This window comes from Mesorhizobium sp. M0715 (genome assembly GCF_040320355.1).
Taxonomy (GTDB): domain Bacteria; phylum Pseudomonadota; class Alphaproteobacteria; order Rhizobiales; family Rhizobiaceae; genus Mesorhizobium.
Genome location: NZ_JAMYPL010000014.1, coordinates 96,897 through 122,633 on the forward strand (window position 1 = coordinate 96,897; position 25,737 = coordinate 122,633).

Annotated in this window: 29 protein-coding genes; 18 read left to right on the plus strand and 11 right to left on the minus strand. The window is 63.0% G+C overall.

Annotated features, from left to right (window positions below; translation table 11 throughout):
- Window positions 1-83 precede the first annotated feature (83 nt).
- The gene (locus tag NKI21_RS18060) at window positions 84-383 is read right to left on the minus strand and encodes a putative quinol monooxygenase (RefSeq protein ID WP_352866606.1); all 300 of its coding nucleotides are present in this window, start codon (window positions 381-383) and stop codon (window positions 84-86) included.
- A 148-nt stretch (window positions 384-531) separates the two neighbouring features.
- On the opposite strand from NKI21_RS18060, the gene flhA reads away from it, so the two are divergent.
- The 11 genes from flhA (at window position 532) to NKI21_RS18115 (ending at window position 10,595) form a co-directional block, all read left to right on the plus strand.
- Window positions 532-2,619, plus strand: a complete 2,088-nt coding sequence (gene flhA, locus NKI21_RS18065) for a flagellar biosynthesis protein FlhA (protein WP_352441891.1) — start codon at window positions 532-534, stop codon at window positions 2,617-2,619.
- Window positions 2,616-3,368 carry a flagellar biosynthetic protein FliR gene (gene fliR / locus NKI21_RS18070; RefSeq protein WP_127290444.1) on the plus strand — a complete coding sequence of 251 codons (753 nt, stop codon included), beginning with the start codon at window positions 2,616-2,618 and terminating at the stop codon, window positions 3,366-3,368. The genes flhA and fliR overlap by 4 nt, the downstream gene beginning before the upstream one ends.
- A 2-nt stretch (window positions 3,369-3,370) precedes the next feature.
- A complete protein-coding gene (locus NKI21_RS18075) occupies window positions 3,371-3,754 on the plus strand; it encodes a hypothetical protein (protein ID WP_352866610.1) in 384 nt (127 codons plus the stop codon).
- 177 nt (window positions 3,755-3,931) lie between these two features.
- A complete protein-coding gene (locus NKI21_RS18080) occupies window positions 3,932-5,017 on the plus strand; it encodes an ABC transporter ATP-binding protein (protein ID WP_352722611.1) in 1,086 nt (361 codons plus the stop codon).
- 38 nt (window positions 5,018-5,055) lie between these two features.
- Window positions 5,056-6,381 carry an ABC transporter substrate-binding protein gene (locus tag NKI21_RS18085; RefSeq protein WP_352610372.1) on the plus strand — a complete coding sequence of 442 codons (1,326 nt, stop codon included), beginning with the start codon at window positions 5,056-5,058 and terminating at the stop codon, window positions 6,379-6,381.
- Between the two features lie 193 nt (window positions 6,382-6,574).
- Window positions 6,575-7,426: a carbohydrate ABC transporter permease gene (locus tag NKI21_RS18090; RefSeq protein ID WP_372337954.1), complete on the plus strand. Its 852-nt coding sequence runs from the start codon at window positions 6,575-6,577 to the stop codon at window positions 7,424-7,426.
- Between the two features lies 1 nt (window position 7,427).
- Complete coding sequence (locus NKI21_RS18095; protein ID WP_023810030.1) at window positions 7,428-8,321, plus strand: carbohydrate ABC transporter permease; 894 nt, start codon at window positions 7,428-7,430, stop codon at window positions 8,319-8,321.
- A 128-nt stretch (window positions 8,322-8,449) separates the two neighbouring features.
- Window positions 8,450-9,061, plus strand: a complete 612-nt coding sequence (locus NKI21_RS18100; protein ID WP_164748967.1) for a rod-binding protein — start codon at window positions 8,450-8,452, stop codon at window positions 9,059-9,061.
- 13 nt (window positions 9,062-9,074) lie between these two features.
- Window positions 9,075-9,500 carry a hypothetical protein gene (locus tag NKI21_RS18105; protein WP_127270030.1) on the plus strand — a complete coding sequence of 142 codons (426 nt, stop codon included), beginning with the start codon at window positions 9,075-9,077 and terminating at the stop codon, window positions 9,498-9,500.
- A 97-nt stretch (window positions 9,501-9,597) separates the two neighbouring features.
- Window positions 9,598-10,113, plus strand: a complete 516-nt coding sequence (locus tag NKI21_RS18110; protein ID WP_023810033.1) for a hypothetical protein — start codon at window positions 9,598-9,600, stop codon at window positions 10,111-10,113.
- A 197-nt stretch (window positions 10,114-10,310) separates the two neighbouring features.
- Window positions 10,311-10,595, plus strand: a complete 285-nt coding sequence (locus tag NKI21_RS18115; protein ID WP_352610366.1) for an SCP2 sterol-binding domain-containing protein — start codon at window positions 10,311-10,313, stop codon at window positions 10,593-10,595.
- 92 nt (window positions 10,596-10,687) lie between these two features.
- Here the strand turns inward: NKI21_RS18115 and NKI21_RS18120 are convergent, their stop codons facing one another.
- Both NKI21_RS18120 and odc2 read right to left on the minus strand, forming a co-directional pair.
- Window positions 10,688-11,257 (minus strand): GNAT family N-acetyltransferase, encoded by a 570-nt coding sequence (locus NKI21_RS18120; RefSeq protein ID WP_352554065.1) that lies wholly within the window; start codon window positions 11,255-11,257, stop codon window positions 10,688-10,690.
- Between the two features lie 171 nt (window positions 11,258-11,428).
- Window positions 11,429-12,562, minus strand: a complete 1,134-nt coding sequence (gene odc2, locus NKI21_RS18125) for an ornithine/lysine decarboxylase (protein WP_023810036.1) — start codon at window positions 12,560-12,562, stop codon at window positions 11,429-11,431.
- 540 nt (window positions 12,563-13,102) lie between these two features.
- On the opposite strand from odc2, the gene NKI21_RS18130 reads away from it, so the two are divergent.
- From NKI21_RS18130 to NKI21_RS18145, 4 genes are all read left to right on the plus strand, one after another.
- Complete coding sequence (locus tag NKI21_RS18130) at window positions 13,103-14,299, plus strand: amidase (RefSeq protein WP_023810037.1); 1,197 nt, start codon at window positions 13,103-13,105, stop codon at window positions 14,297-14,299.
- Window positions 14,300-14,301: 2 nt separating this feature from the next.
- On the plus strand, window positions 14,302-15,201 hold the full coding sequence (locus tag NKI21_RS18135; protein WP_352441886.1) for a LysR family transcriptional regulator: 900 nt from the start codon (window positions 14,302-14,304) through the stop codon (window positions 15,199-15,201).
- 88 nt (window positions 15,202-15,289) lie between these two features.
- A complete protein-coding gene (locus NKI21_RS18140) occupies window positions 15,290-15,958 on the plus strand; it encodes a DUF1007 family protein (RefSeq protein ID WP_352441885.1) in 669 nt (222 codons plus the stop codon).
- A complete protein-coding gene (locus NKI21_RS18145; protein WP_352441884.1) occupies window positions 15,955-17,118 on the plus strand; it encodes a nickel/cobalt transporter in 1,164 nt (387 codons plus the stop codon). Before NKI21_RS18140 ends, NKI21_RS18145 begins: the two co-directional genes overlap by 4 nt.
- A gap of 25 nt (window positions 17,119-17,143) precedes the next feature.
- Here NKI21_RS18145 and denD read toward each other — a convergent pair whose 3' ends face one another.
- From denD to NKI21_RS18165, 4 genes are all read right to left on the minus strand, one after another.
- Entirely contained in the window at window positions 17,144-18,121 is a 978-nt protein-coding gene (denD, locus tag NKI21_RS18150; RefSeq protein ID WP_352441883.1) for a D-erythronate dehydrogenase, read from the minus strand.
- An 11-nt stretch (window positions 18,122-18,132) separates the two neighbouring features.
- The gene (locus tag NKI21_RS18155; protein WP_352441936.1) at window positions 18,133-18,345 is read right to left on the minus strand and encodes a hypothetical protein; all 213 of its coding nucleotides are present in this window, start codon (window positions 18,343-18,345) and stop codon (window positions 18,133-18,135) included.
- Between the two features lie 89 nt (window positions 18,346-18,434).
- Window positions 18,435-19,418 (minus strand): cation diffusion facilitator family transporter, encoded by a 984-nt coding sequence (locus NKI21_RS18160; RefSeq protein ID WP_352441882.1) that lies wholly within the window; start codon window positions 19,416-19,418, stop codon window positions 18,435-18,437.
- 27 nt (window positions 19,419-19,445) lie between these two features.
- Window positions 19,446-20,132, minus strand: coding sequence for a GNAT family N-acetyltransferase (locus NKI21_RS18165; protein WP_352441881.1), 687 nt, complete (start codon window positions 20,130-20,132; stop codon window positions 19,446-19,448).
- An 83-nt stretch (window positions 20,133-20,215) separates the two neighbouring features.
- On the opposite strand from NKI21_RS18165, the gene NKI21_RS18170 reads away from it, so the two are divergent.
- Both NKI21_RS18170 and NKI21_RS18175 read left to right on the plus strand, forming a co-directional pair.
- Window positions 20,216-21,400, plus strand: coding sequence for a pyridoxal phosphate-dependent aminotransferase (locus tag NKI21_RS18170; RefSeq protein ID WP_352441880.1), 1,185 nt, complete (start codon window positions 20,216-20,218; stop codon window positions 21,398-21,400).
- Between the two features lie 151 nt (window positions 21,401-21,551).
- Window positions 21,552-21,926: a YciI family protein gene (locus NKI21_RS18175; protein ID WP_352441879.1), complete on the plus strand. Its 375-nt coding sequence runs from the start codon at window positions 21,552-21,554 to the stop codon at window positions 21,924-21,926.
- Here NKI21_RS18175 and NKI21_RS18180 read toward each other — a convergent pair whose 3' ends face one another.
- The 4 genes from NKI21_RS18180 to trhO all read right to left on the minus strand — a co-directional run bounded on the left by NKI21_RS18180 (window position 21,927) and on the right by trhO (window position 24,778).
- A complete protein-coding gene (locus NKI21_RS18180; protein WP_352441878.1) occupies window positions 21,927-22,682 on the minus strand; it encodes an SDR family oxidoreductase in 756 nt (251 codons plus the stop codon).
- Window positions 22,683-22,712: 30 nt separating this feature from the next.
- The gene (locus NKI21_RS18185) at window positions 22,713-22,868 is read right to left on the minus strand and encodes a hypothetical protein (RefSeq protein ID WP_352441877.1); all 156 of its coding nucleotides are present in this window, start codon (window positions 22,866-22,868) and stop codon (window positions 22,713-22,715) included.
- A 128-nt stretch (window positions 22,869-22,996) separates the two neighbouring features.
- On the minus strand, window positions 22,997-23,734 hold the full coding sequence (locus NKI21_RS18190; RefSeq protein ID WP_352441876.1) for a tellurite resistance TerB family protein: 738 nt from the start codon (window positions 23,732-23,734) through the stop codon (window positions 22,997-22,999).
- Window positions 23,735-23,857: 123 nt separating this feature from the next.
- Window positions 23,858-24,778, minus strand: a complete 921-nt coding sequence (gene trhO / locus NKI21_RS18195) for an oxygen-dependent tRNA uridine(34) hydroxylase TrhO (RefSeq protein WP_352441875.1) — start codon at window positions 24,776-24,778, stop codon at window positions 23,858-23,860.
- A 257-nt stretch (window positions 24,779-25,035) separates the two neighbouring features.
- On the opposite strand from trhO, the gene NKI21_RS18200 reads away from it, so the two are divergent.
- Window positions 25,036-25,674 (plus strand): 2-dehydro-3-deoxy-phosphogluconate aldolase, encoded by a 639-nt coding sequence (locus tag NKI21_RS18200; protein WP_352441874.1) that lies wholly within the window; start codon window positions 25,036-25,038, stop codon window positions 25,672-25,674.
- Window positions 25,675-25,737: the final 63 nt, after the last annotated feature.

The following is a 25,737-nucleotide window of genomic DNA, read 5'->3' on the forward strand; positions in this document are numbered from 1 at the left end:
CGGCGGCACGGCATGGCAACCACAATGCCGACAGACACCACATTGGCGACAGCGGGCGCGATATCGATCGGCCGATGGACCGTTCAGGTCGGCATGGGCTCGCCGGATTCATAGAGCACGAGGTTGCGCTCGCCTATGCCAAGCGCCGGCCAGCTCGCACGCCAGTCCGCAATGTGCGGCGACCGGAAATGCGCGTCGAGCGCCGCCCTGTCGCTCCAGACTTCCGTGACCCGGATGAGCCCGGCATCGAAAACATCCTGCGCATAGGAATATTCGAGACAGCCGACCTCGGCGCGGCTGCCGGAAACCATGCGTTCCATTGCGGGCTTGGCTTCCTCCAATTTGTTTGGCGGCAAGCGGATGGTGCCGATGATCAGAAGCATGCGGTTTTCCCTTCTTTACAAGGCCGGCCGACACGGCGACCTGCGCATGATCGTTCGAACTAGCCAGTCTCCCACCCTCGCGCAAGCTTGGCGGACTACCCTCACAGGGCTGTCGCGCGCTCGGCAGTGTATGGGGTTTGAGGACGATATGGCGATCAGCGAAAGCATTCAGCCCGGCGCGGTGGCCAAGAACGGCCGCGACGTCTTCTTCGCCATCGGCATCGTCATCATCCTGGCCGTGCTGTTCCTGCCGATTCCGGCCTTTCTCATCGACATCGGCCTCGCCTTCTCGATCGCACTTTCGGTGCTGATCCTGATGGTGGCGCTGTGGATCCAGCGGCCGCTCGACTTCTCGTCGTTCCCGACCGTGCTGCTCATCGCCACCATGCTGCGGCTGTCGCTCAACATCGCCACCACGCGCATGATCCTGTCGCATGGCAATGAGGGCACGCATGCCGCCGGCTATGTCATCGCCGGCTTCTCCAAGCTGGTGATGGCCAGCGACTTCGTCATCGGCCTGATCGTCTTCATGATCCTGATCGTGGTGAACTTCATCGTCATCACCAAGGGCGCCACCCGTATCGCCGAAGTCGGCGCCCGCTTCACCCTCGACGCCATCCCAGGCAAGCAGATGTCGATCGACGCCGACCTGTCGGCCGGCATGATCGACGACAAGACAGCGCAGCTGCGCCGCCGTGAACTGGAAGAAGAATCTTCTTTCTTCGGCTCGATGGACGGCGCCTCGAAGTTCGTGCGCGGCGATGCCATCGCCGGCCTCATCATCACCGCCATCAACATCGTCGGCGGCATCGCCATCGGCTACATCAGGCACGGTATGGGCATGGGCGAAGCCGCCGACGTGTTCATCAAGCTGTCGGTCGGCGACGGCCTCGTCACCCAGATCCCGGCCCTGATCGTGTCGCTCGCCGCCGGCCTGCTCGTCTCCAAGGGCGGCACGCGCGGCTCGACCAACCAGGCGGTGTTCGGCCAGCTCGGCGCCCACCCGCGCGCCCTCTATGTCGCGGCATCGCTGCTGGTGCTGCTCGGCCTGATGCCCGGCCTGCCGCTGTTCCCGTTCTTTGCGCTGGCCGCCGGCATGGCCGGCCTCGGCTACGTCATCCCGATGCGCGCCAACCGCGCCGTCGCCGAAGCCGAGGCGATCAAGGACCAGGAAAAGGCGACTAAGGTCGAGGAGGAGAAGAACTCGGTCAAGGCCTCGCTCGCCACCGCCGAGATCGAGCTTTTGATAGGCAAGCAGCTGTCGACAAGGCTGCTGACGTCGCATCAGGAACTGGTTTTCCGCATGGGCAAGATGCGCAAGAAATTCGCCACCCAATATGGCTTCGTGGTGCCGGAGGTGCGCGTCGCCGACGATTTCGCCATCCCGCCGAAGAGCTACCAGATCAAGGTGCACGGCACCGTGGTGGCCGAGTATCAGATGCGCGTCGGCGAGATCATGGTGCTGCTCGGCAATCGCGACGTCCCCGAGATACCGGGCGAGGAAATCCGTGAGCCGGCCTTCGGCATGCGCGCCTATTCCGTCGTCGAAGCCTTTGCCGAGGATCTGAAGCGCGAGAACTACACCTTCGCCGACAACATGTCGGTGCTGCTCACCCACCTCTCCGAAGTCATCCGCAACAACCTGCCGCAGCTTCTGTCCTACAAGGACATGAAGGCCTTGCTCGAACGCCAGGACCAGGAGTACCGCAAGCTCGCCGACGAGATCTGCACCACGCACATCTCCTATCCCGGCCTGCAGGCGGTGCTGAAGCTGCTGCTGGCCGAGCGCGTCTCGATCCGCAACCTGCACCTGATCATCGAGGCGATCGCCGAGATCGCGCCACATGTGCGCCGCACCGAGCAGATCGTCGAGCATGTCCGCATCCGCATGGCCCAGCAGATCTGCGGCGACCTCTCCGAGGGCGGCGTGCTGAAGGTGCTTCGCCTCGGCAACCGCTGGGACCTCGCCTTCCACCAGAGCCTCAAACGCGACGCCAAGGGCGAGGTGCGCGAATTCGACATCGACCCGCGCCAGCTCGAGGAGTTCGGCCAGGACGCCACCAAGGCGATCAAGAAATATCTGGAAGCCGGCGAACGTTTCGTCCTCGTCACCGCGCCCGACGCCCGCCCCTATGTGCGCATGATCATCGAACGGCTGTTCACCACGCTGCCTGTGCTCAGCCACGTCGAAATCGCCAAGGGCGTCGAGATCAAGGTGCTCGGAACCATATCGTGAGCGTGCTTTCGCAAGGCGTCGTCATCGCGGCGTTCCTCGCCTTCTGCCGCATTGGCGCCTGCTTCATGCTGATGCCGGGCCTGTCCAGCGCCCGCGTCCCGGTCCAGGTCAGGCTGTTCGTGGCGGTCGCCGCCACCGGCGGCCTGCTCGCCTTCCTGTGGGACAAGATCTTCCCTTTCGTCGACCCGCGCCCCCAGATCCTGGTGCCGATGATCATCTCGGAACTTCTGGTCGGCGGCCTGATCGGCGCCATGACCAGGCTCTACATGGAAGCCCTGCGCTTCATGGGCTCGGCCATCGCCATGCTGGTGGGCTATGGCGGCAGCGGCGGACCGGCGATCGAGGAGCCCGAACCCCAGGCAGCCCTTGCCGCCATCATCTCGTTCTCGGCGCTTTTGATGCTGTTCGTCTTCGATTTCGACCACGAAATAATACGCGCGCTGGTTTCCTCCTACACGGTCGCGCCGGTCAACATCTTCTTCAACCCGCAGGCAGCCCTTGTCGATGTCACCGACACGGTGTCGGACACCTTCTTCCTGGTCATCCGCCTCGGCAGCCCGTTCGTCGCCTATGCCATTCTCGTCAATCTGACGATCGGCTTCGTCAACAAGCTGACCCCGCAGATCCCCATCTATTTCATCTCCCAGCCCTTCATCATCGCCGGCGGCATGATCATCTTCTATTTCGCCGTCGGCACCATGCTGTCGCTGTTCGTCGACGGCTTCGTCGACCTGACATTGGCGAGGTAGAAATGAGCACGCGCAAGGACCGCCTCAAGAAGCTGGTCAAGGTGCAGGAACAGCTGAAGGCGCTGCACGAAACCCGCCACGCCACCTTCCTTGCGGCGGCCAGTGCCGCCGAGGCCGAGGCCAAGGAACTGGTCGGCCATTTCGACCAGGCCGATTCGCTCTCCGCCCTGTTTCCCGATCTCTACCATCGCCGCATTGCCCAGGCGGTGGTGCGCCAGGAGGCGAACCTGGCGAGCGCCAGGCAGGAAGCCAACCTCATCGCCGCGGCGACCGCCCGCACCAACATGGTCGAGCGCGCCTACAAGGACGTACGCAACCGCGACGAACGCGAACGCTCCGACCGCGAGCGGCTCGATATCATCGCCCAGAAGCGGACGCAGGAGTAGCTGGGAGATTGTGTGGCGCGAAGCGGACCCTCCAAGGTTCGGCTTTCCCGTAAACGCTTTACAGCCCGGTTTGGTAGCGCTACCGTTTCGGCTAGCGTGAGCCTGGGAGGAGCCAGGGCTGTCGCTAGCGGAAGCGTTGTTCCTTCGACGACGTCGCGGGAATTGTTGGGAGGATCGATGGCGTCTGTCGCAATTGGCGAAGTCTATAAATCATTCGGCGCTGTCGAGATCCTGCACGGGGTCAGCGTGAACATCGAGGACGGCGAGTTCGTCACTCTGGTCGGACCGTCGGGCTGCGGAAAATCAACCCTTCTCAGAATGATCGCCGGCCTGGAAAAGATTTCACGCGGCCAGATCGCGATTGGCGAACGTGTCGTCAACAACGTTGCGCCCAAGGAGCGCGACGTCGCCATGGTCTTCCAGAACTATGCGCTTTATCCACACATGACCGTTGCCGAGAACATGGCGTTCTCGCTGATGCTCAAAGGAGTTTCCAAGCCGGAGAGCGATGCCGGCGTGCGCCGCGCAGCCGAAATCCTTGGGCTGGTGCCTTTGCTGGCGCGCTATCCTCGGCAGCTTTCCGGCGGCCAGCGCCAGCGCGTCGCGATGGGCCGCGCGATCGTGCGTGATCCGGCGGTGTTTCTCTTCGACGAACCGCTGTCCAATCTCGACGCCAAACTCAGAGTGCAGATGCGCGCCGAGATCAAGGAACTGCACCAGCGCCTCAAGACCACGACAGTCTACGTCACTCACGATCAGATCGAAGCCATGACTATGGCTGACAAGATCGTGGTCATGCATGACGGCATCGTCGAGCAGATAGGGCCGCCGCTGGAACTTTATGACCGGCCGAACAATCTTTTTGTCGCCAGCTTTATCGGCTCGCCGGCCATGAATTTGCTGAGGGGCGAGATCGCTTCCGACGGCTCACCCTCGTTCCGCGGCGCCGGGGGGATTTCAGTCCCGTTGGCCTCGGCACTTTCCATCCGCAATGGCGAGCCTGTGGTGCTGGGAATAAGGCCCGAGCATTTGCGGCTGTCCGACGAGCAGGGCATTCCGGTCACCGTCGCGGTGGTTGAACCAACCGGGTCCGAAGTGCAGCTCATCGGCAGGACAGCCGGCGGCGAAGAGATCGTCGCCAATTTCCGGGAACGACATTCCTTTACGCCGGGCGAAACCATTCGGCTTACGGCCGAGCCCAGCCTTATCCATCTCTTTCACGCAGAAACCGGACAGAGGTTCCAAACACGTACCGATCAGTAGGACCACAAGGCAAGGACAACAAACAGGAGGAAACGAGCATGAAGTTCACCAGACGCGACGTGATCCGCACCACCGCCGGCGCGGCGGCGGGTGCCTTGGGAAGTCGGTTCATCAGCTCTCCGGCCCTTGCCCAGGACGGACCGAAATACAAACCCGAGGATGGCGCCAAGCTTAGACTGCTGCGCTGGTCGCCCTTCGTCCAGGGCGACGAGGACCAATGGCTGGCCAACACCAAGCGCTTCACCGAAGCGACCGGTGTCGCGGTCCGTGTCGACAAGGAAAGTTGGGAGGACATTCGCCCCAAGGCGGCAGTCGCGGCAAATGTCGGATCCGGCCCCGACCTGATGTTCGTCTGGTTCGACGACCCGCACCAATATCCCGACAAGCTGCACGACGTGAGTGAACTGGGCGAGTATCTCGGCTCGAAATATGGCGGCTGGCATGATGGACCAAAGCAATATGCGACCCGGGAAGGCAAATTCATCGGCCTGCCACTGGCCACGATCGGAAATGCCATCGTCTATCGCGAAAGCTGGGTGAAAGAGGCCGGCTTTTCGGAGTTTCCAAAGGACACGAAAGGCTTCCTGGAACTTTGCAAGGCCTTGCAAGCGAAGGGACATCCGGCCGGATTCACGCATGGCCACGGCGTCGGCGACGGCAACAACTATGCTCATTGGCTGCTGTGGAGCCATGGCGGCCAGATGGTCGACGAGGGCGGCAAGGTAACGATCAACAGCCCCGAGACCCTCAAGGCGATCGAATACGCGCAGGAGCTCTACAAGACCTTCATTCCAGGCACCGAAAGCTGGCTCGACGTCAACAACAACCGCGCCTTCCTGGCCGGCGAACTGGGGGTGATCGCCAATGGAATTTCCGCCTACAACACCGCCAAGATCAACAAGGACAAAGATCCAAAGCTGGCTGAAATCGCCAAGGACATACGCACGACCAACCTGCCCATCGGTCCTGTCGGCAAATCCGTCGAATTGTTCCAGGTGACCACGGCTGTCATCTTCAATTACACGCCCTACCCCAACGCGGCCAAGGCGTATTTGCAGTTCATGTTCGAGGAACCGCAAATGAAGGACTGGATCACCTCCTCGGCCGGATATTGCTGCCAGACACTGAAGGCATTCGACAACAACCCAGTGTGGACCGCCGATCCCAACAACGCCGCCTACGCCAAGGCTTCGGCTACTCTGCGGCCCAACGGCTATGCCGGGCCGCTCGGCTATGCTTCGGCGGCAACCATGGCCGACTACGTGCTGGTCGACATGTTCGCCAAAGCGGTGACCGGCCAGGCCACGCCGCAAGAGGCAATGGAAGAGGCCGAGAAGCGGGCAAATCGCTATTATCGCGTTTGAGCCTGCTCAGCCGGGCAGCGCGGCTGCCCGGCTGGCTTCGGATTGCGTCGCGGCCGATCCGGCCTATCAATGAGACCTCAGCAGGAGCCAACCCATGGCCGTGCCGTCAGCTGCCATCCAGCCGCGATCTTCGATCTTCTCACGGATTCTGTCGCGCTGGAGCGAAAGTCGGAACGCACTTGGCTTCGGCTTCATGCTTCCGGCGGCTGCACTGCTGCTCGTCTTCCTGACCTATCCGCTGGGGCTCGGCGTCTGGCTCGGCTTCACCGATGCCCGCATCGGCCGCCCCGGTATCTTCATCGGTATCGAAAACTATGAATATCTGTGGAGCGACGCCGTCTTCTGGCTCTCCGTCTTCAACACCTTGCTCTATACGATCAGCGCTTCGATCCTGAAATTCGCGCTCGGCCTCTGGCTAGCGCTCCTCCTCAACCAGAACCTTCCCTTCAAATCGTTCTTCCGCGCGATTGTCCTGCTGCCGTGGGTGGTGCCGACGGTGCTCTCGGCCATCGCCTTCTGGTGGATCTACGATTCGCAGTTCTCCATCCTGTCGTGGGCGCTTATGGAAATGGGACTGATCGATCACCGCATCAATTTCCTTGGCGATCCGGAGAACGCACGCGCCTCGGTGATCGCTGCCAATGTCTGGCGCGGCATTCCTTTCGTGGCCATCACGCTGCTGGCCGGCCTGCAGACGATTCCCCAATCGCTTTACGAGGCCGCGACGCTCGACGGCGCCAGCCGTTGGCAGTTGTTCCGCTATGTGACGCTGCCGCTGCTGACGCCGATCATCGCCATCACCATGACCTTTTCGGTCCTGTTCACCTTCACCGATTTCCAGCTGATCTATGTGCTGACTCGCGGCGGGCCGGTGAATGCCACCCATCTGATGGCGACGCTCTCGTTCCAGCGCGGCATTTCCGGCGGCCAGCTTGGCGAGGGAGCCGCGATCGCGGTGGCGATGATCCCGTTCCTGCTTGCGGCGATCCTTTTCAGCTATTTTGGGCTGCAACGTCGTAAATGGCAGCAGGGCGGTGGAGACTGACATGGCCGCGATCGAAACGAACAACCGTCCGAATACGGATGAAGGCGGCATGGGCTATCTTCAAAGCCTGCCCCGGCGCGTGGTGACCGTTTATCTGCCGCTCCTGATATTCGTCATCGTGCTGCTGTTCCCGTTCTACTGGATGACGATCACGGCGGTGAAACCCAATCTCGAGATGACGGATTATGCCAATTTCAACCCGTTCTGGGTCGTCCATCCGACGCTCGAGCATATTCGATATCTGCTCTTCGACACGTCCTATCCGGGTTGGCTTCTCAACACGATCATCATCTCGACCGCCGCAACTTTCCTGTCGCTGCTGGCGGCGGTGTTCGCTGCCTATGCCATCGAACGCTTGAGGTTTTCCGGGGCGCGGCAGGTCGGCTTGGCGATCTTCCTGGCCTATCTCGTGCCGCCCTCGATTCTGTTCATTCCCCTGTCGGTGATGGTTTTCAACCTCGGCCTTTACGATACGCCGTTCGCGCTGATCCTCACCTATCCGACGTTCCTCATTCCATTCTGCACGTGGCTCTTGATGGGCTACTTCCGCTCGATCCCTTTCGAACTGGAAGAATGCGCGCTGATCGACGGCGCCAGCCGCTGGCAAATCCTGACCAAGATAGTTCTGCCGCTGTCGGTGCCCGGCCTGATCTCCGCCGGCATCTTCGCTTTCACCCTGTCATGGAACGAATTCATCTACGCTTTGACTTTTATCCAGTCGTCCGAAAACAAGACCGTGCCGGTCGGCGTGCTTACCGAGCTCGTACGTTCGGACGTCTATGAATGGGGAGCCCTGATGGCAGGCGCGCTGATCGGCTCCCTGCCGGTGGTGGTGCTCTATTCATTCTTTGTCGAGCACTACGTCTCCTCGATGACGGGCGCGGTCAAGGAGTGAAGCTGAGGCGGAAATCGACGATGGAAAAAACTGCCCGACAACGCATGGCGCGAAGCCGGCAGCTTCGATCGATCCCCGCACTTCCGCTCCCTCTCCTTCCCGCAAGCCTGCCACAAGCTTGTTGAGGCATGGTCTGGCTAAGGAAAACCGGTAAAAGGCGGACTTTCTTGGCGATTTCTCCACCCAGCGACATCGTTATGGATGTGGCCCGAGCCGCCGACCCGGCGGATATCGAGACCGCCCGCGCCGCGCTGGCAAAGCGGGCCGGCGGCGCTGCGGGCACGTTTTCACTCGACACCGCCGCTTCGGTCGATGCCGGCTCGATCCTGTCGCGCGCCACCGCCGACAAGGCCGCCGCTGCAACCGACCCGGCCAACAAATTCAAGAAGTTCGAGGCGATGGTGCTGCAGACCTTCATCCAGAACATGCTGCCAAAGGATACCGAGGGCGTCTACGGCAAGGGCCTGGCCGGCGACATGTGGAAATCGCAGCTTGCCGAGCGGGTCGCGGACGTGATGGCCGAACGCGGTGGCATCGGCATCGCCAAGTCGATGCTTGCCGACCACTATCTCGAAGGCAAGCGCGTGGTTCCGGTCGGTCCGGTTTCGGGCGGGTTGGAAAAGACCGAGATCGACCAGCAAAACAGCCTGTCGACCTCGCTGGTCCACCAATTGCAGCGCAAGGCTGCGGGGTCGATGACCGGTGACGAGACGACCATAAAAACAAACATCAAGATCTAAACTGGGAAACGCCATGGCCGACTTTTCGGAATCCACCCCCAACCTGCCAGCACGCACGACGGCGTCGGAAGCGCCGATCCCGTTCGCGCGGCCCGGCAACCTCGCCGCCATCATCGGTCGCATCGAGGAAGTGGTCGAGGAAGAGACCGCCGGCATCCGCAACGCGACCAACTATGATCTCAAGGCATCGAACGCCCGCAAGAGCCGCTACCTCTACGAGTTGACCCGCGCCATGAAGGGCGGCAGCGAAGCCGAATTCCTCGAACAGCACCGCGAGGGCCTGACCCGGCTGCGCCAGAAGCTGGCGAAGAACGAAGCGGCGATCCTGGCGCATCTGAGCGCGGTCAACGAAGTCGCCAGCCTGCTGCGGCACGCCATCCAGCGCGCCGAGACCGACGGCACCTACTCCGCCGGCGAGTTCGGCTGGATGAAGGCATGATGCCGAACACGAGCGACACATCGGAGATACTGCCGAAGCAACGGCGCAGTGCCGCGTTGCCATCCCAAGGGACCGATCAAGGGACTGACAAGAGCCGATGATCAAGGTCATCGCCATCGCCGTCTGGATTTGCGCCGCAACCCTCGGCGCCGTGTTCTATTCGTTTCAGGCGGCCGGCGAGCGCGGTGTCGGCGAAACGCCGAAGCCGATGCTGGGCGGTCTCGACTACGTCAAGACCGACATCATTTCGGTGCCGCTGATCCGCGATTCTGAGATCGGCGGCTATTTCCTGACCAAGCTCGTCTACACCGTCGAACCCGAGCAGATAAAGAAGCTGTCCATTCCGGCCGAAGCGCTGATCACCGACCAGGTCTATTCCTACCTCTATTCCAATCCGCAGATCGACTTCACCAACAAGGCGACCATCGATCTCGATGCTTTCCGCGCCGCCATCCGCGATACCGTCAACGCGCGTGTCGGCGCGCCTTTGGTGCATGAGGTTCTGATCGACCAGGTCAATTTCCTGTCGAAGGACGAAATCCGCGACAACTGGCTGCGCCGCAAGAAAAGCGAGACGGCGACCGAAATGACCAAGGCGTTCAAGGAACACTGAGTTGCCCTGCTCACAGGCCCGGTCACATCGAGCCTCGCCTGCCGCAAGGGCAGGAACCAGCCACCCGAATCCGCGTTGACGTAAACGTCAACCCAAAGCTATATGCGGCAGCGACCGTGATTGCGAAACCGCGGCATGGGCTTCGGCTGGATCGAAGCGCCGTTGCGAGACAGATGCAACCAGACAAGGAGAACAGCGTGAGCGTTCAGGAGATTGCCGAGAAGATCAAGTCGCGGGTGGCCAGCAGCGGGTTCGATCGTTCCGTGAAATTCGACACCGGCAGCGACGGCGTCATCGTCATCGACGGCGCGACCATCTCGAACACCGATGCACCCACCGACTGCACCATCAAGCTCTCGCTCGACGACCTGGATTCGCTGATCGCTGGCGACCTGAACCCGACAATGGCGTTCATGACCGGCAAGATAAAGGTCGAAGGCGACATGACCGTCGCCATGGCGCTCAGCCAGCTGATCGGCTGAAGGCATCCAGCCGCCCAGGCGGCACCCACCAAGCGCAAAAACGCCGCCTTTTCGGGCGGCGTTTTTGCATGAAATGCTGCCGGCTTCGTGTCTCAGGCCGCCGATATCAGTTCCTGCGCCTTCAGCTTGCGGCCGGCCGCCTTCAGCGTGCCGTGCACGCCGTCAAGCGCGCCTTCCACCAGTTCCAGCGCCAGCAGGCGGTGCCGCTCATAGGGTCCTGGCATGGCAAGTGAACCGGTCTTCTCGGCCGAGAAGCCGAAGCGCGCGTAATAGGGCGCATCGCCGACCAAAAGGATAGCGGCATGGCCGAGACGCGCCGCTTCGGCGATGGCATGGCGCATCAGCGCCGAGCCGATGCCGGCATTCTTGAGCGACGGGTCGACGGCAAGCGGGCCAAGCAGCAGCGCGGCCGCACCGCCCTCGCCCAGCCTGACATCCCACAGCCGCACGGTGCCGGCCACGCCGCCCGAAGCATCGCGGGCGACGAAGGCCAGCCCTTCCGAGGGCCGCCGGCCACGCCGCAACTTCTCCGACGACTTTTTCCTGCGCTTCGGCCCCATGGCCCGATCGAGCAACGCCTCGCGCGCCGCAACATCGGCGGCGGTTTCGGCGACCATCCCAAAGGCCGGTGCGTGGCCCCCAATTTCAACTGGCATTTCCATTTCAAATGACATTTCCATTTCCGCAATCCCTGGCGAGCGGAGATCTGTTCCACAGGCGAGCCCGGGTGGACGACAGGCGCCCACCTGGGATGATCTGATCGGCTCTCTCAGCGCATTTTCAGGCGAAGTTGTGTCCGGTTCGCCGTCCGAAAATGCGCTGAGGAAGCGCCGTCAGATCACGTAGGATCGGAGAGGCTCGAAGCCGTTGAAGGCGACCGCCGAGTAGGTGGTCGTGTAGGCGCCGGTGCCTTCGATCAGCACCTCGTCGCCGATCGTCAGCGACAAAGGCAGCGGATAGGGCGTCTTCTCGTACATCACGTCGGCCGAATCGCAGGTCGGGCCGGCGAGCACGCAAGGTGCCGTCTCCGTGCCGTCATGCGCGGTGACGATCGGGTAGCGGATCGCCTCGTCCATCGTCTCGGCCAGGCCGCCGAACTTGCCGATGTCGAGGAACACCCAGCGCACATTGTCGTTGGCCGCTTTCTTCGAGATCAGCACGACTTCCGACTTGATGACGCCGGCATTGCCGACCATGCCACGGCCCGGCTCGATGATGGTCTCGGGAAGCGCGTTGCCGAAATGCTTGCGCAGCGCCGAGAAGATCGCCTGGCCATAGGCCTGGGCGGCCGGCACGTCACGCAGATAGCGCGTCGGGAAACCACCACCCATATTGACCATCTTCAAGACGATGCCTTCTTCGGCGAGCGTCGCGAACACCACCTTGGCGTCGGCCAGCGCACGGTCCCAGGCGGTCAGGTCGGTCTGCTGCGAGCCGACATGGAACGATACGCCATAGGCGTCGAGGCCGAGCCCCTTGGCATGGCGCAGCACGTCGACGGCCATCGCCGGCACGCAGCCGAACTTGCGCGACAGCGGCCATTCGGCGCCCTCGCCATCGGTCAGCACGCGGCAGAACACGCGCGCGCCTGGAGCGACGCGGGCGATCTTCTCGACCTCTTCGACGCAGTCGACCGCGAACAGGCGGATGCCGAGCTGGTAGGCGCGTGCGATGTCACGCTCCTTCTTGATGGTGTTGCCGAAGGAGATGCGGTCCGCCGGCGCACCAGCGTCCATCGCCATCTCGACTTCGGCAACGGAAGCGGTGTCGAAGGACGAGCCCATCGCAGCAAGCAGGCGCAGGATTTCCGGCGCCGGGTTTGCTTTCACAGCATAGTAGATCTTGGAATCAGGCAGCGCCTTCTCGAAGGCGCGGAAATTGTCGCGCACGACATCGAGGTCGACGACGAGGCAGGGGCCGGTCGGACGTCGGGTGGCGAGAAAGTCAAGAATGCGCTGGGTGGCCATCGGGGTCTCTCCATCAGCGCCTTTCGGCGCGCAATAAGGCTGCGGGACGCGGGCTGTCGGCCTCGCGAACTCGCGGTGGACAAAGGCGGGACGGAAATTCATGGAACCAGCCGGTGGAGACCCCGGAACCATGAAGCGCCGTCTCGCGGCGGTGAACCTTGGCCTTGCCCGGCCTCGGTTCGCTTTGTCTGCCTTGGCTTGGATGGGAGACCCGTCCGCACTGCCGGCAATGAAGGTGTGCCTCTTCAGTAACCCCGGTTTTTGGACAACCGGCAGAACACCAGAAAGGCCCGCACCGTCGTTGCTTCAAGGTGTCCTCGGGCTGGCGGTTGGCCGCTAGACCGACTGGAGGGGTTAGCTCCAGTTACCTTACCGATTTCCCTCACCATTCGAGGATCGGCGGACACCCACAGGCACGTGCGACTTTGGGCAAGCGCGATATAAGGGCGAAGACTTTCACAATCAATAAAAATCGTATCGCAGGTTGTAAAATTTCTGGCGTCGAACAATGTTGCGGCAACCGTATCCGGATATCGAACGATGACAGGCACGCACGGCCCTCTCAACGCCTTTCTCGATCTTCGCCAGATGCCAGTGGCACATGCCCAGCTAGGCCCGCTGGCCGGCCTGCGGCTGGCCGTCAAGGACATCTACGACGTCGCCGGCTACCGCACCGGTTGCGGCAATTTGCAAAAATTCGCCGAAAGCCACGCAGCCTCGCGCACCGCACCCGCCGTGCAGATGATCCTCGATGCCGGCGCACGCTTCGTCGGCAAGACGCAGACCGACGAGCTTGCCTTCGCGCTGTTCGGCCAGAATGCGCATTTCTCGTTTCCGGTGAACCCGGCGGCACCCGACCGCGTCACAGGCGGCTCCTCATCGGGATCGGCGGCGGCGGTGGCGGGCAGGCTGGCCGATATCGCCACCGGCTCCGACACCGGCGGCTCGATCCGCGCCCCGGCGAGCTTTTGCGGACTGATCGGGCTGCGCACCACGCATGGCCGCATTCCGCTCGACGGCACGATGAAGCTGGCGCCGAGCCTCGACACGTTCGGCTGGTTCGCCGATGACATCGAGACCTACGAAACCGTCGGCAAGCTGCTGCTCGGCCGCGATCCGCACCAGCATGTGTTGGACCGGCCGCTGGCACTGGATTGGCTGGATGGATTGGTCGCCCGCCCGGCGCTTGCCGAATATGGTGAAATGAAGGGGCTGGCGGGCAAGGTCTTCGGCGCGCCGATGACGCCGGGAGTGCGCTTCTCCTCATCTCCCGATGAACTCTACTGGTGCTTTCGCCGGCTGCAGGCCAGGGAGGCCTGGGCGGTGCATGGCGAATGGATCACCAGCGGCGAGCGCGGCCTTGGCCCCGGCGTCGAGGAGCGTTTCGGCTTTGGCCGCGCCGTCGACGACAAGACAGCCCAGGCCGAGAAGGTGCGACGTCTGACCTTTCGCGGCGAACTGAGCGCCCTGCTCGGCAAGAACGGCTTCCTTGTCCTGCCGACGGTGCCTGGTCCGGCACCTTACGTGGACAGCACGCCGGAGCAGTTCCAGGCCTATCGCGAACGGGCGCTCCAACTTCTGTGCCTGGCCGGCCTGTCCGGTTTTCCACAGATCACACTGCCCGTCGGCTCGGTCGCCGGCGCCCCGTTCGGCCTGTCGCTGCTTGGCCCTTCCGGCAGCGACATTGCCCTGATACGGCTCGGCCGGAAACTTCTCGACGCGGCACGAAAGGCCTGACCATGGACACACTGACGCGCATGCGTGCCTTCATCGACGTGGTCGAGGCCGAGGGCTTTTCGGCGGCGGCGCGCAAGATCGGCCGTTCCAAGGCCTTGCTGTCGAAATATGTGCGCGAGTTGGAGGACGAACTCGGCGCTTTGCTGCTCAACCGCACCACGCGCCAGTTCTCGATGACAGAGGCCGGCCACACCTATTACCGGCGCGCCTCGGAGATCGTGCGCGAGGTCGACAGCCTGGCCGACGCGGTGCGTGAATCCTCCGGTGACGTGCGCGGCCGGATCAAGCTGTCGGCGCCGCGCACCTTCGCCGATGCGCCGATCGGCCAGTCCCTGATCGACTTCGCCAAGCAGCATCCCGACATCGTCCTCGACATCCAGCTCGACGACCGCTTCGTCGATCTGGTCGAGGAGGGCTTCGATCTTGCGGTGCGCATCTCGCGGCTGGAGAACTCGTCGCTGATCGCCAGGCGGCTGGCGCCGTTTTCGATAAAGCTCTGCGCCTCCCCCGAACTGATCGCCAAGCATGGCATGCCGACAAGGCCGCAGGATCTCAGCCGCATGCCTTGCATCGTCGACACCAATGGCCGCGGACTGAACAATTGGCCGTTCAAGGGCGACAATGGCGATCCGGTGAGCGTTTCGGTGTCGGGTCCGATCGAGGTCAACAGCCCGATGACGGCGAGAGCCGCGGCCGTGGCGGGGCTCGGATTTTCCGTACTGCCGGATTTCATCGCCGCGCCTGACCTCGCGAGCGGCCGCCTGGTGGCGGTGATGGATGACCGCATCCTGTCCGGCGGCGGCATTTTTGCCGTCTACCCGCACCGCCGCTATCTGCCTGCGAAAGTCCGCGTCTTTGTCGACTTCCTGGTGCAGTGGTTCAGGACGCGTGAAGCTGCCTGATCGGTTTTAGCCCTCTCGCGGTCCCAATTTCGCCCCCTTTCTGGTAACTCTCGACATCTCTCCGAGGCCAATGGAATCGCGACCGAGAATGCACCTGAAACGGCACGCAATCATGCTGGCTTCGGCCTTGGCGGCGACCTTTGCCGCCACCGGACCGGCTGAGGTGCATCCACACGTCTTCGCCGAGGCCCGCCTCGATGTGATCCTCTCCCCGGATCACCAAAGTGTGAAGGCACTGCGTCATCTCTGGCGCTTCGACGATCTGTTTTCCAGCACGGTGATGATGGAGTTTGACAAGAACTCCGACCTGAAGCTCGACGACAAGGAGTTGAAGGACGTCGCCGACACCGTCCATGCCTCGCTGGCCGAGTTCAATTACTTCCAGCTCGTCACCGTCGACGGCAAGGACGTGGCGATGACGCCGCCGCCGCATCTTATGGCCAATTTCGACAACGACCAGTTGATCATCCTGTTCGAATCCGAGCCGAAGGTGCCGATCAAGCTCAACGGCAAGATCGACATCGGCGTCTACGATCCGACATTCTACACGGCAATCGACTTCACCGAGGACTCCAACATCACGGTTGATGGCCTGCCGTCGAATTGTACCAGCAAGGTGGTCCGTCCGGACCCGGACGAAGCGATCAAGGAAAACCAGAAGACGCTCACCGATGCCTTCTTCAACGATCCGACAGGCACCGACATGAGCAAGATCTTCGCCACCAAGCTCGAACTGACCTGTCAGCCAGAAGGATGAACCCGGTGACGAAACCGTCCCTGCGTTTGGCATTCGGCCTGTTGGCCGTCACCGTTGTCATGATGCATTTTGCCAACGCCGCCCATGCCCAGAGTTCGCTCGGCATCGGCGTCAATGACGGCATGGCGCCCACCACCGGCCCATTTGCCCACATCCTGATGTGGATCAATCTCAGGCAGCAGGAATTCTATCGTGCGCTGGCAACGGCGATGAAGGCGATGCGCCAGGACGGCAGCAAGATCTGGATACTCATCGGCCTGTCCTTCGCCTACGGCATCTTCCATGCCGCCGGCCCCGGCCACGGCAAGGCGGTGATCTCATCCTACATGGTTGCCAATGAGGTGGCGCTGCGGCGCGGCATCCTGCTGTCCTTCGTCTCGGCGCTGCTGCAGGGCCTGACCGCGATCGCGGTGATGGGGGTCGCCTACTTCGTCCTGCGCGGCACCTCCGTCTCGATGACGGACGCAGCCTGGTTCATGGAGATCATGAGCTTTGTCTTCGTCACCCTGTTCGGCGCATGGCTGCTGTGGCGCAAGCTCGGCCCCGCCGTCCTGCGCCTGTTTGGCAAAGGACCCGCCTACAGCCTGTCGGCGGCTCATGCCGGCCATTCTCATGCTGGCCATTCGCACGCAGCCCATGGCCATTCGGCGCATGCCCATGCGCACGCCCTGCACGCGCATGACGATCACGACCATGCGCATGGCCATTCGCACGATCACGATGCGCACGATCATGGTCATGGCGCACACGCTCATCACGATCATGCGGCGGGCGAGGTCTGCGACACCTGCGGCCACTCGCACGCACCCGACCCGGCACTGCTGTCGGGCGATCGCTTCGACTGGCGCACGGCCTGGTCGGCGGTGGCCGCCGTCGGCATCCGGCCGTGTTCAGGCGCGCTGATCGTGCTCAGCTTCGCCCTGCTCAACGGACTTTGGCTGGGCGGTCTTCTGTCGGTGCTGGCGATGTCGCTGGGAACCGCGATCACCGTCTCGGCGCTGGCCACACTCGCGGTGACCGCCAAGAACTGGGCGGTGTATTTTGCCGGCGACGGCCCCATGGGCAACCGCATCCACTCGATCGTCGAGATCGGCGGCGCGGCCTTCGTGTTCCTGTTCGGACTGCTGCTGCTGTCGGCGAGCCTGGCGGCAGGCGGATGATGCCCGACGCCGCGAGGCTCGGGGTTTAACCCGCGATCTTGCCGCCGAGTTCATCCTCGATATGGGCGCGAATGATCTCGTCGAAACTCTTTTCGGCGCTGAAGCCGAGTTCCCTTGACCGCCGCGCCTCGAACCGCGTCGGCCAGCCCTTGACGATCGCCCAGATCGTCGCGTCCGGCTCCTCGCGGATCAGTTTCACCACCTTTGGCCCGGCGATGCGTTCCAGCGCCTCGATCTGCTCGCCGACGGTAACGGCGACGCCGGGCATCGTCAGGTTGCGGCGCGGCCCGACGGCGGCGCTGTCGATTTCCGCTGCGTGGATCAGGAAATTGACCGCCGAGCGCGGGCTGGCATGCGTATGCACGACCGAGCGTGGGACCGGCAGGATCGCCTCGTGGCCGCTCAAGGGCTCGCGGATGATGCCGGAGAAGAAGCCCGAGGCCGCCTTGTTGGGCTTGCCCGGCCGCACGCAGATGGTCGGCAGCCTGATGCCGATGCCGTCGAAAAAGCCGCGCCTGGAATAGTCGGCCAGCAGTGCTTCGCTCATCTGCTTCTGCGTGCCGTAGGAGGTCAGCGGCGTCGGATGGAATTCGTCCGGTATGACATCCGGGAACGGCGCGCCGAACACCGCGATCGACGAGGTGAAGACGACGCGCGGCGCAAAGCCCGCCAGCCGGATGGCATCGAACAGCGCGCGTGTGCCGTCAAGATTGACACGGTAGCCGAGATCGAAATTGGCTTCAGCCTCGCCGGATACGATGCCCGCGAGATGGAAGACGGCATCGGGACGCGATGCGACCAGGCGCTCAGTGGCCCCCGCCTCGGCGAGGTCGCCGGTGTGCAGGGTGACGCTGACTCCGTCCATGCTAGGTGCCTGCGGCGGCACGATGTCGTGCAGGTCGAGCGCGGTGATCTTGCCGCCGCGCAGCGTGCCGTCCTTGGCCAGCCGGGCGATGAGCTTGCGGCCGACCATGCCTGCGGCGCCAGTGATCAGAATGCGCATATCAAAGACCTCTACTTACCCTGGTTTTTGCGTTGGTTGCGGGCCCGCAGCCAGAACACCGAGAAAAATGCCAGCACGAAAACGATGCCAAAGGCACCTGCCAGCACGGTCGAGAAACTGCCAAGGGCCAACATGATGGTTGGCAGATAAAAGGCCGCGATGCCGAACAGAAGCATGATCCACACCGCGGCGATAACGGCGTTCCTGGTGTCGCGGTCCATCACGCTACACCAAGGCAGCGGGCGTTCATCAAGCTTGTTTTCAAGGTTTTGCAACTCCTGAGGCAGAACCAATCGACATCAATCGATCGGTCCTAGTGGTGGTGGTCGTGATGCGCGGCCGCATCATGCTCGTGCTCGTGCTCGTGCTCGTCGCCATCGTCGGCGCACTGTCCGAATTCGGGTTCCACGGTGGCATGGCTGATGCCGTGCTCGCTGGCAAGCCGCTTCTTGACGGCACTCACCGCCTGATGCGCATCGACGCGCTCGTCGAGACAGGCATGCAGCGTCGCCATGTTGCTGGTTCCATCGAGCGACCAGACATGCATGTGGTGCACTTCGCGCACACCCTGGACTGTCGCCTCGATATCCCTGGCGATCAGATCGCGGTCGAGGCTTGGCGGCACACCCTCGAGCAGGACATGGGCGGCTTCACGCATCAGCGACCACGCCGTGTAGAGGATCAGCAGCGAGACCAGGACCGAAAGGATCGGGTCGATCGGCGTCCAGCCGGTCGCCAGGATGACCAGCGCCGCCGCGATGGCCGCGGCCGAGCCGAGCAGATCGCCCAGCACATGCAGGATCGCGCCGCGCATGTTCAGGTTCTCGCGATCGCCGCCATGCAACACGAAGAACGAACCGATGTTCACCAGCAGGCCGAGGATCGCCACCACCAGCATCGGTCCACCCAGCACCGGTGCCGGCGCCTGCAGGCGCCCCCAGGCCTCGTAGACAATCCACAGCGCGATGACGAAGATGGCAATGCCGTTTGTGTAAGCCACCAGCGTCTTGACCCGGCCGAAGCCGTAGGTGAGGCGAACGGTCGCCGGCCGCCCCGCAAGATGAAACGCATACCAGGCAAGGCCGAGCGCGATCGAATCGGCGAGCATATGGCCGGCATCGGCCAGCAGCGCCAGCGACCCGGTGAGGATGCCGCCAAGCGCTTCGGCGATCATGAAGCCGCCGGTCAGGCAGGCCGCGACAAGCACGCGCTTCTTGTCGGTCGAGCCATGGACATGGCCGGGCCCATGATCGTGCCCAGTGTGATCATGCCCGCTGTGATCGTGGGTATGCGCCAATGGCAAACTCCCGTTACGCGCCTGATCTCACGCGCCAAACTTTGCGCGAAAATCCTCGAGCCGTCGCTTCTGCTGGCCGTCGCCATCGAAATTGGCCGGATCGAGCCACGCCTCATAGGCTTTGCTTAAGGCCGGCCACTCCTTGTCGATGATCGAGTACCATGCCGTATCGCGGTTTTCACCCTTGACGATGAGATGCTGCCGGAAAATGCCCTCGAACTTGAAGCCGAACCGTTCCGCGGCCCGCTTCGATGGCTCGTTGCGGTTGTTGCACTTCCATTCGTAGCGGCGATAGCCGAGCTCGTCGAAGATATATTTCATGAACAGGAACTGCGCCTCCGTCGCTCCCGGCTTGCGCGAAATGAGCGGTCCCCAATAGATGTTGCCGATCTCGATGACCCCATAGGCCGGATCGATGCGCATCAGCGTCTGGCGGCCGGCGACTTTGCCGCTGGCCTTGTCGATGACAGTGAAGAACAGCGGATCTTCGCTGGCCTCGACCTTGTCCAGCCATGGCTGGAAGGCGGCGCGGGTCTCCGGCGGATAATCGGGCAACCAGGCGAAGCGGCCGTCGACATCGGACACGGAGGACGCTTCGTAAAGACCGTCGCCGTGTTTTGCAGCGCTCAGCGGCTCGAGCCGGACATAGCTTCCGTCGATGGCCTTGCGCTCGGGCCGCGGGCGCGGTTGCCAGTCCTTGAGATTTTCCGACACCGAAAGCTCCAATCCGTTTGACTTTTGCGGCCTGAGGCTCACAAAAACGCGACCCAACAGTAAGAACCACACGGACGGGAAAAATGCTCCACACGATTTCGGCCTTCGACCGTCTCGGCGAGGAAAACGCCTTTGCCGTGCTCGCGAGGGCCACAGCACTGGCCCAACAAGGTCGCGACATCGTCAATCTCGGCATCGGCCAGCCGGACTTCAAGACGCCGCAGCACATCGTCGAGGCGGCGATCAAGGCGCTGCGCGACGGCCACCACGGCTACACGCCGGCCAATGGCCTGCTGGCAACGCGCGAGGCGGTGGTGCGGCGCACGCTGACCACCACCGGTGTCGAAATATCGCCCGAAACGGTGATGATCCTGCCCGGCGGCAAGCCGACAATGTTCGCCGCGATCCTGATGTTCGGCGAACCTGGCGCCGAGATCCTCTACCCCGATCCAGGCTTTCCCATCTACCGCTCGATGATCGAGTTCACCGGTGCAGCGCCTATTCCCGTGCCGATGCGCGAGGAAAACGGCTTTGCCTTCTCCGCCGAGGAGACGCTGGCGCTGATCACGTCGAAGACCCGGCTGTTGATCCTCAACTCGCCCGCCAACCCGACCGGCGGTGTCACCCCGCGCGCCGAGATCGAGAAACTGGTCAAGGGGCTGGAGAAGCATCCGCAGGTCGCCATCCTCTCCGACGAGATCTACGACGTCATGACCTATGACGGCGAGACGCATTGCTCGCTGCTCGGCTTTCCCGAGATCCGCGACCGGCTGATCGTGCTCAACGGCTGGTCGAAGACCTGGGCGATGACCGGCTGGCGCATGGGCTGGTCGATCTGGCCGAATGGCGACAAGGGCGCCCATCTCTACGACAAGGTGCGCAAGCTGGCTGTCAATTGCTGGTCGTGCGTCAACGCGCCGAGCCAGTTTGCCGGCATCGCGGCCATCGACGGCCCGCAGGACGACGTCGACAAGATGATGCGGGCCTTCGACCGCCGCCGGAAGATCGTGGTCGAAGGGCTGAATGCTTTGCCCAACATTTCCTGCATCACGCCCAAGGGCGCGTTCTATGCCTTCCCCAACGTCTCGAAGACCGGCTGGAAAGCGAAGAAGCTCGCCTCGGCCCTGCTCGACGAGGCCGGCGTGGCATTGATCGGCGGTCCCGATTTCGGCATTCTCGGCGAAGGCTATATCAGGCTCTCCTACGCCAATTCCGAGGAGAACATTTTACGCGCGCTGGAGCGGATCGGAGCGTTCCTGGCGAAGTGAGCGTCACAGCGCGCCGGTGGCCTCTTTCCGGTTGTTGCGACTGGCGACCATGATGGTGTCATGATCCGTCCGGAGACGCACGGCTAGGGCTGGGCGTGCGTGCTGGGAACAGCTACGCTCCCCTGGATCAGGATCGAAGCGGGTGCCTCAGATGTTCTATGCAATCCTTGCCTATCACGTGGAAGATGCCATCAAGGCGCTGACGCCGCAGGAAGATGCGGCACTGATGGCCGACCTGCTGAAGATCAACACCCGGCTTCATGAGGAAGGCACGCTCGGACCGTCCGCGCGCCTGGGGGCCACAATGGATGCTTGCACGCTGCGCGGTCCTGGCGACGGCATGATCATCGACGGCCCTTTCGCTGAAACCAAGGAACAGTTGCTCGGCCTCTATGTGGTCGACTGCACCACGAGAGACGACGCCATCGCGATCGCCCGCGACCTTCGCCGCGTCAATCCTACCGCCGTTTACGAGATCAGGCCCATTCTGCTCTTCAAGCCCGGCGTGCCGCTGGCAGGGAAATAACTACCCACGCCCGACAAACGGCATCTTGGTCGCCATCACCGTCATGAACAGCACATTGGCGTCGAGCGGCAGGCTGGCCATGTGGACGACGGCGTCGGCAACGCGCTGAACATCCATCACCGCTTCGGCGGCGATGGAGCCGTTGGCCTGCGGCACGCCGACCGTCATCGGCTGCGCCATGTCGGTCAGCGCATTGCCGATATCGATCTGGCCGCAGGCAATGTCATAGGGACGGCCGTCGAGCGCCAGCGTCTTCGTCAATCCGGTGATGGCGTGCTTGGTCGCGGTGTAAGGCACGGAGCCCGGACGCGGCGCGTAGGCCGACACCGAGCCGTTGTTGATGATGCGCCCGCCCATCGGCTTCTGCTTGCGCATGGCGCCGAAGGCGGCGCGAGCGCACAGGAACGAACCGGTGAGATTGACGCCGACGATATCGTTCCACACCTCGACCGGGATCTCGTCGATCGGCGTCGATTTGTAGCCCATGCCGGCATTGTTGAAGAGCAGGTCGACACGGCCGAAGGCCTCCGCCACCGTCTCGAACAGATCGTCGACCTCGCCGGCCTTGCTGATATCGCAGGCAACCGCCAATGCCTTGGCGTCGGTGCGGCCGGCCTCGGCGACCGCGGCATCCAGCACCGACTTGCGGCGTCCACAGAACACCGTGTTCCAGCCGGCCTTGAGCAGTGCCGTGGCGACGCTCCTGCCGATACCGGTGCCGGCGCCGGTGACGATGGCGGTTCTTTGTTCGGTCATGGCTGTTGTCCTCCGGCAGCGCCGCGCGCTCTATTTTTTGGGGTTGGCGCAAGAAGCAAAGGCATCGCAAATGACGGCGGCGATGGCAAGCCGAAGCACCAAAGCATGATCCCGAAAATTGGAATCCGGTTCTTGCTGGAGATCATGCTCAGGCGAGCAGATCGTGCCGACAAAAAGGGCGGTCATTGGCGACCGCCCTGATCTGAACCGGGCTTGGGAGGAGGAAAGCCGATCCGACTGTCTAGAATGATGCGCTTGCTGGGTTAACGAAAGGTTAATGCCAAAGAGGCCGCCTGTGCCGTTTTGGCTTGAGGTTACCAGCGCGGATTGGGCGAAGTCCCAGCCTTGGCCGGCACCTTGGCGGCCGAAACCGTCGCCTCGACATGGTCGACCAGCGCGTCCGGCAGACCGAGCCGGCCGGCGAGCAGGTCGAGATAGCCACGCTCGGCGCGGGTGTCGGGATCGATGGTCAGGCGCGACGCTGTATAGAGTTCGAGCTTCTGAGCATCGGTCTTGGCGCCGGCCACCAGCGTGTCGAGGTCGAGCGGGCTTGCCAACTCCGCCATCAGGAATTTTTCGGCATCGGAGCCTATGCCGGCCACGCTGAGCTTGCCGGCGATCTTCTGGCGCTCGTCATCGTCGATATGGCCATCCGCCTTCGCCGCCGAGATCATCGCCCGCACCAGCGTCAACGTGAATTCGTCCTCGCCCTGTGGCGCCTGCGATGGGTGGAAGGCGGTATCCTTGGGCGGCGGCAGCAATTCCGGTTCGCCGGCTGCCGGCGCTTCGGCCGGTGCATTGCCGGCCTTATAGTTCTGGTAGGCCTTGTAGGCGAGGCCGCCGATCGCGGCCAATCCACCTAGCTTCACCGCGGTTCCCGTCACCTGGCGGCCGGCACCGGTTCCGAGCAGCACTGCAGCGAGCGCTCCAGCGGCCAGCGGATTGTCCTTGGCCATCTGCACGGCCTGACCCGCCTTGTCGCGGACGGTGCCGCTTGTGCCGGGGATTTGCGAACCGAGCAGATCGTCGAGAAGCTTCTTGGGATCGAACATTCAGTGCCTCCAGGATTTGCCCGGCCGAACGGGCAGGTTTCGACGTCGAAGACGTAGGTCCCGAACCCTGGCATTACAATGACAAACCGTCGCTTTGCCGCAGCTGTCGATAACGGAGCCAACCTAGGATCCGATGTGCGGATCCTTGCCCCGCACCTGCGCAAGCTCGACCTGCCGCTGACGCTCGGCATAACGCTGGCGGTCCTCGTCTGAACGGGCATCGAAGCAATGCGGGCAGGAAATACCGGCGGCGAATTTGGGCGACGTCAGGTCGCCCGGCGTCAGCGGGCGGCGGCAGGCCCGGCACAGTTCCGCTTCGCCCTCGGCGAGGCCGTGCGACACCGAAACGCGCTCGTCAAAGACGAAGCACTCGCCTTGCCAGAGGCTCTGTTCGGAGGGAACCTCTTCCAGATATTTTAGGATGCCGCCCTTGAGGTGGAACACGTCCTCGAAGCCGAGCGACTTGACATAGGCCGTCGCCTTTTCGCAGCGTATGCCGCCGGTGCAGAACATCGCGACCTTGCGGCCCTCGAGCTCTGCCCGGTGCGCTTCCACCCAGGCCGGGAACTCGCGAAAGCTTGCGGTGGCTGGGTCGATCGCGCCCCTGAAAGTGCCGATAGACACCTCGTATGCGTTGCGCGTGTCGATGATAACAGTATCGGGCTGCGAAATCAGCGCGTTCCAATCGGCGGGCGCGACATAGGTGCCGGCGCTCGTCGCCGGATCGATATCCGCGACGCCCATGGTGACGATCTCACGTTTCAGCCGCACCTTCATGCGGTGGAACGGCATTTCCGCAGCTACGCTGTATTTGACCTCGAGGCCGGCGAGCCCTTCGATGGCTTCGAGATACCCGATCAGTTCGGCAATCGCCGTTTCGCTGCCAGCGACGGTGCCGTTGATGCCTTCATGCGCCAGAAGTAGCGTGCCCTTGATGCCGCGCCCGCAACAGAAGGCAGCGAGCGGCGCGCGCAGCTCCTCGAAGGCGTCGAGCCGGGCAAACCGGTAGAGCGCGGCGACGCGAAGGGGTTGAAGTGATGTCATTGCCGAAGCCACTAAACGCTCACGCAAGCCGATTCAAGGCAGAGCCGGAATCCCGGCAAGCGTCGACTGCGCGTGACATCGCGACACGCTTCGTTTCATGGACAGAAAAACACCTGTCTGCTAATCGGTTGAATTGTCCTCAAGCGCGGCGCGCCGGAACGGATTCATGCGCCGCGCTTTAGGTCTTGGTTTTATGCATGTCGTTTCCCAAAACCGGGTCACTTTTGGGCGACATGCACTAGGATATGGAGAGACAGATGCCCAGCAAGACCGAAACCCTCCTGTCGCTCCTCAACGGCCAGCCGGTCATCCCGGTGCTGAAGATCGCCAATGTCGCTGACGCCGTGCCGCTGGCCCGCGCCCTGGCGCGTGGCGGCCTGCCGGCGATCGAGATTACGCTGAGGACCGCCGATGCACTGGAAGCGATCCGGCGTGTGGCTGGTGAGGTCGAGGAAGCCATCGTTGGCGCCGGCACCATTCTCGATATCAGGCAGTTCGAAGAGGCAGCGAGCGCAGGCTCGCGATTCATCGTCAGCCCCGGCATCACCCGCGAGCTTCTGGCGGCAGCCGCCGACAGCGATGTTCCGCTGCTGCCCGGCGCCATCACGCCAGGCGAGATCATGGCGGCGCGGGAAGCCGGCTTGCGCTTTCTCAAATTCTTCCCGGCCGAGCAGTCGGGCGGCATCGCTTCGCTGAAGGCCTTCGCCTCGCCGCTCGCCGATGTGAAATTCTGCCCGACCGGCGGCATCACCGGCAAGAACGCGACCGACTATCTCAGCCTGCCCAACGTCGTCTGCGTCGGCGGTTCCTGGGTGGCGCCGGACGATATGGTCAAGGCCGGCAAATGGGACGAGATCGAAGCCCTGGCGCGCGCGGCGAGCAAGCTGGCGAAATAAGGCCTTCGTCGCGGCATGAAAAAACCCGGCCGACCTGCGTCGACCGGGTTTGCCAAATCAGCT

Coding starts and splice junctions, on each gene's coding strand:
- NKI21_RS18170 (WP_352441880.1), top strand. CDS start 20,216: ATGCTCCACACGATTTCGGCCTTCGACCGTCTCGGCGAGGAAAACGCC.
- NKI21_RS18105 (WP_127270030.1), top strand. CDS start 9,075: ATGGCCGACTTTTCGGAATCCACCCCCAACCTGCCAGCACGCACGACG.
- NKI21_RS18095 (WP_023810030.1), top strand. CDS start 7,428: ATGGCCGCGATCGAAACGAACAACCGTCCGAATACGGATGAAGGCGGC.
- denD (WP_352441883.1), bottom strand. CDS start 18,121: ATGCGCATTCTGATCACTGGCGCCGCAGGCATGGTCGGCCGCAAGCTC.
- NKI21_RS18140 (WP_352441885.1), top strand. CDS start 15,290: ATGCACCTGAAACGGCACGCAATCATGCTGGCTTCGGCCTTGGCGGCG.
- NKI21_RS18085 (WP_352610372.1), top strand. CDS start 5,056: ATGAAGTTCACCAGACGCGACGTGATCCGCACCACCGCCGGCGCGGCG.
- NKI21_RS18090 (WP_372337954.1), top strand. CDS start 6,575: ATGCTTCCGGCGGCTGCACTGCTGCTCGTCTTCCTGACCTATCCGCTG.
- trhO (WP_352441875.1), bottom strand. CDS start 24,778: ATGACATCACTTCAACCCCTTCGCGTCGCCGCGCTCTACCGGTTTGCC.
- NKI21_RS18080 (WP_352722611.1), top strand. CDS start 3,932: ATGGCGTCTGTCGCAATTGGCGAAGTCTATAAATCATTCGGCGCTGTC.
- NKI21_RS18100 (WP_164748967.1), top strand. CDS start 8,450: ATGGTCTGGCTAAGGAAAACCGGTAAAAGGCGGACTTTCTTGGCGATT.
- odc2 (WP_023810036.1), bottom strand. CDS start 12,562: ATGGCCACCCAGCGCATTCTTGACTTTCTCGCCACCCGACGTCCGACC.
- flhA (WP_352441891.1), top strand. CDS start 532: ATGGCGATCAGCGAAAGCATTCAGCCCGGCGCGGTGGCCAAGAACGGC.
- NKI21_RS18145 (WP_352441884.1), top strand. CDS start 15,955: ATGAACCCGGTGACGAAACCGTCCCTGCGTTTGGCATTCGGCCTGTTG.
- NKI21_RS18130 (WP_023810037.1), top strand. CDS start 13,103: ATGACAGGCACGCACGGCCCTCTCAACGCCTTTCTCGATCTTCGCCAG.
- NKI21_RS18110 (WP_023810033.1), top strand. CDS start 9,598: ATGATCAAGGTCATCGCCATCGCCGTCTGGATTTGCGCCGCAACCCTC.
- NKI21_RS18060 (WP_352866606.1), bottom strand. CDS start 383: ATGCTTCTGATCATCGGCACCATCCGCTTGCCGCCAAACAAATTGGAG.
- NKI21_RS18200 (WP_352441874.1), top strand. CDS start 25,036: ATGCCCAGCAAGACCGAAACCCTCCTGTCGCTCCTCAACGGCCAGCCG.
- NKI21_RS18185 (WP_352441877.1), bottom strand. CDS start 22,868: ATGACCGCCCTTTTTGTCGGCACGATCTGCTCGCCTGAGCATGATCTC.
- NKI21_RS18175 (WP_352441879.1), top strand. CDS start 21,552: ATGTTCTATGCAATCCTTGCCTATCACGTGGAAGATGCCATCAAGGCG.
- NKI21_RS18135 (WP_352441886.1), top strand. CDS start 14,302: ATGGACACACTGACGCGCATGCGTGCCTTCATCGACGTGGTCGAGGCC.
- NKI21_RS18180 (WP_352441878.1), bottom strand. CDS start 22,682: ATGACCGAACAAAGAACCGCCATCGTCACCGGCGCCGGCACCGGTATC.
- NKI21_RS18190 (WP_352441876.1), bottom strand. CDS start 23,734: ATGTTCGATCCCAAGAAGCTTCTCGACGATCTGCTCGGTTCGCAAATC.
- NKI21_RS18075 (WP_352866610.1), top strand. CDS start 3,371: ATGAGCACGCGCAAGGACCGCCTCAAGAAGCTGGTCAAGGTGCAGGAA.
- NKI21_RS18120 (WP_352554065.1), bottom strand. CDS start 11,257: ATGGAAATGCCAGTTGAAATTGGGGGCCACGCACCGGCCTTTGGGATG.